3 protein-coding genes are annotated in these 3,184 nt (G+C 57.9%); all 3 read right to left on the bottom strand.

The window, feature by feature from the left end:
- Window positions 1–951, bottom strand: a 951-nt coding sequence (locus tag ACIOWA_RS25830) for an ATP-binding protein (RefSeq protein ID WP_401162591.1), incomplete at its 3' end; no start/stop codon positions are given.
- A 5-nt stretch (window positions 952–956) separates the two neighbouring features.
- Window positions 957–2,060: a DNA replication/repair protein RecF gene (gene recF / locus ACIOWA_RS25825; RefSeq protein WP_053125303.1), complete on the bottom strand. Its 1,104-nt coding sequence runs from the start codon at window positions 2,058–2,060 to the stop codon at window positions 957–959.
- 14 nt (window positions 2,061–2,074) lie between these two features.
- Window positions 2,075–3,178, bottom strand: a complete 1,104-nt coding sequence (gene dnaN / locus ACIOWA_RS25820) for a DNA polymerase III subunit beta (protein WP_401162588.1) — start codon at window positions 3,176–3,178, stop codon at window positions 2,075–2,077.
- Window positions 3,179–3,184: the final 6 nt, after the last annotated feature.

Here is a 3,184-nt window from a genome sequence, read left to right as displayed (position 1 = left end):
ACGGGCATCGTCACCGGTGGTGGCGACTTTGTGCTTCTTCGCCAGGCCTTCCTGCTCGATGTAGTTGTTCAGGTTACGCGTCAGTGCGGAACGGAAACCCACCAGGTGAGTACCACCGTCGCGTTGCGGAATGTTGTTTGTGAAGCACAACAGGTTCTCGTTGAAGCTGTCGTTCCACTGCAGGGCGATTTCCACGCCAATGCCGTCTTCACGCTGAATGTTGAAGTGGAACACCTGGTTGACCGCAGTCTTGTTGGTGTTCAGGTATTCAACAAACGCACGCAGGCCGCCTTCGTACTTGAACAGTTCTTCCTTGCCGCTGCGCTCGTCCTTGAGGACGATGCCGACACCGGAGTTGAGGAAAGACAGTTCGCGAATCCGCTTGGCCAGGATGTCCCAGCTGAAGTGAATGTTTTTGAAGGTTTCACTGGAAGCCTTGAAGTGGATCTGGGTGCCGGTGGTCTCGCTGTCGCCTACGATGGCCATCGGTGCCTGAGGTACGCCGTGGACGTAGGTCTGTTCCCAGATCTTGCCGCTGCGACGCACAGTCAGCACCAGCTCCTCGGACAGCGCGTTCACTACCGAAACACCTACACCGTGCAGACCGCCGGATACTTTGTAGGAGTTGTCGTCGAACTTACCGCCAGCATGGAGGACGGTCATGATGACCTCTGCGGCGGAAACGCCCTCCTCTTTGTGCACGTCGACCGGGATGCCACGACCGTTATCTTTAACGGTGATGGACTCATCCGGGTGGATGATGATGCTGATGTCATCGCAGTGGCCGGCGAGGGCTTCGTCGATCGAGTTGTCGACCACTTCGAACACCATATGGTGCAGACCGCTACCATCGTCGGTGTCACCAATGTACATACCGGGACGTTTGCGTACGGCATCCAGGCCTTTCAGCACTTTAATGCTCGTTGAGTCGTACGTATTTTCTTCGCTCAATGCCTTCACTCCCGATGGTCGTGGGTCTGGGTGATACGGCCCTGTTCCACGTGGAACAGGGCGACTGGCGTTTCCGTCTGCCAGCCTTCCCTCAATAATTCATGATCTACACAGGTGATAAAAACCTGGCAGCGTAAGTCTTCCAGCAAACGGCACAACGCGCGACGGTGGTTCTCGTCCAATTCGGACGGCAAGTCATCCACCAGATAAATACATTGGCCGCGGCGGGCCTGGCTAACCAAGTGCCCCTGGGCAATCCGCAATGCACAGACCACCAACTTCTGCTGACCCCGGGACAAAATGTCCGCGGCGTTGTGTGCGCCCAATCTAAGACGCAAATCAGCCCGTTGTGGTCCAGCCTGGGTATGACCCATTTGCTGATCCCGTTGCAGGGATCCGGCAAGTACGGCACTCAGCTCCCGGTCTTTGTCCCAGCCTCGGTAATAGCTGAGCGTCAAACCCTCGAGTTCAACCAGTTCACTCAAGGTTTGTTCAAAGACTGGTTTCAAGGCTTTGATGTAAGCGCGGCGGTATTCATCTATTTCAGCGCTGGCCTGGCACAGCTCCCTGTCCCAAACCGCTTGCGAAACGGCGTCAAGTGTACCATGCCGCAGCCAAGAGTTTCTCTGGCGCAGGGCCTTCTGCAAGCGCTGCCAGGTGGCCATGAAGCGCGGCTCGACGTGGAACACGCCCCAATCGAGAAACTGCCGGCGAATCTTGGGCGCGCCTTCGAGCAGGCGAAAGCTGTCCGGGTTAATCAACTGGAGCGGCAGTATTTCTGCAAGTTGCGCGGCGCTACGGGCGTTCTGGCCGTCGATGCGGATCTGAAACTCGCCCTGACGGTCGCGGGATATCCCCAGAGCACTGTGCCCACCTTCGGCCAGTTCCACCTGACCGAACACGGTGCAAGCGAGTTGTTCGTACTGGATGACCGGCAGCAGCCTCGTGCTACGAAACGAACGGGCAAGCCCCAGCAGATGAATGGCTTCCAGAACACTGGTTTTGCCGCTGCCGTTGGCGCCGTAAAGGATATTGATGCGGGGGGACGGGGAGAAGGTCACCGGGTGTAGATTGCGCACCGCGGTGACCGAAACACGACTTAAGGACATCCAGAGTCAGCTGATTACAGGCGCATCGGCATGACAACGTAAGCCGAATCGTCGTTGTCAGACTCTTGCACCAGCGCACTGCTGTTGGAGTCGGACAGGATCAGACGAACCTGCTCGGTAGTCATTACGCCCAACACGTCGAGCAGATAGCTCACGTTGAAGCCAATTTCCAGGGAGCCGCCGTTGTACTCAACGCCCACTTCTTCTTCCGCTTCTTCCTGCTCCGGGTTGTTGGCCTGGATCTTCAACTGACCACTGGCCAGTTGCAGACGGATACCACGGTACTTCTCGTTGGACAGAATCGCAGTACGGCTGAACGCTTCACGCAGCGCCTGACGATCGCCCAACACTAGCTTGTCGCCGCCCTTGGGCAGAACACGCTCGTAGTCCGGGAACTTACCGTCGACCAGTTTCGAGGTGAAGGTGAATTCACCGGTAGTGGCTCTGATGTGGTGCTGACCAAGAACGATGCTGACGTTGCCGTCCGGCTCGGTGAGCAGACGCGCCAGTTCGAGAATACCTTTGCGCGGCACGATCACCTGGTGGCGATCCGGCTGACCGATATCGGCCTGCATCGAGCACATTGCCAGACGGTGACCGTCGGTAGCCACCGCGCGGATCACGCCGGCCGAGACTTCAAGCAACATACCGTTGAGGTAGTAGCGTACATCCTGCTGGGCCATGGCGAAGCTGGTGCGTTCGATCAGACGACGCAGTTTGCTTTGCTCAAGGCTGCAGGTCAGCGAACCCGGCCCCTCTTCAACCGTCGGGAAATCGTTGGCTGGCAGGGTCGACAGGGTGAAGCGGCTGCGACCGGCCTTCACCACCAGCTTCTGCTCGTCGAGCTTGATGTCGATCAACGCGTCGTTAGGCAGGCTTTTGCAAATGTCCATCAGCTTGCGCGCAGGCACGGTGATGGAGCCTGTCTCGGCCGGTTCTTCAAGTTGCACGCGACCAACCAGCTCGACCTCCAGATCGGTACCGGTCAGCGACAGTTGCTGGCCTTCGACAACCAGCAGCACGTTGGAGAGTACCGGCAAGGTCTGTCGGCGCTCGACGACGCCTGCGACCAGTTGCAGGGGTTTCAACAGGGCTTCGCGGTGAATGGTGAAATGCATGGTCTA

This window comes from Pseudomonas sp. NPDC087614, from assembly GCF_044743485.1.
GTDB classification, from domain to species: Bacteria; Pseudomonadota; Gammaproteobacteria; order Pseudomonadales; family Pseudomonadaceae; genus Aquipseudomonas; species Aquipseudomonas baetica_A.
Note: the sequence above shows the minus strand (reverse complement) of the source record. Positions and strands in the feature narration are given on the sequence as shown.

What these genes read in the sequence shown, in the direction of transcription:
- recF (WP_053125303.1), bottom strand. Translation starts at nt 2,060, where the DNA reads ATGTCCTTAAGTCGTGTTTCGGTCACCGCGGTGCGCAATCTACACCCG.
- dnaN (WP_401162588.1), bottom strand. Translation starts at nt 3,178, where the DNA reads ATGCATTTCACCATTCACCGCGAAGCCCTGTTGAAACCCCTGCAACTG.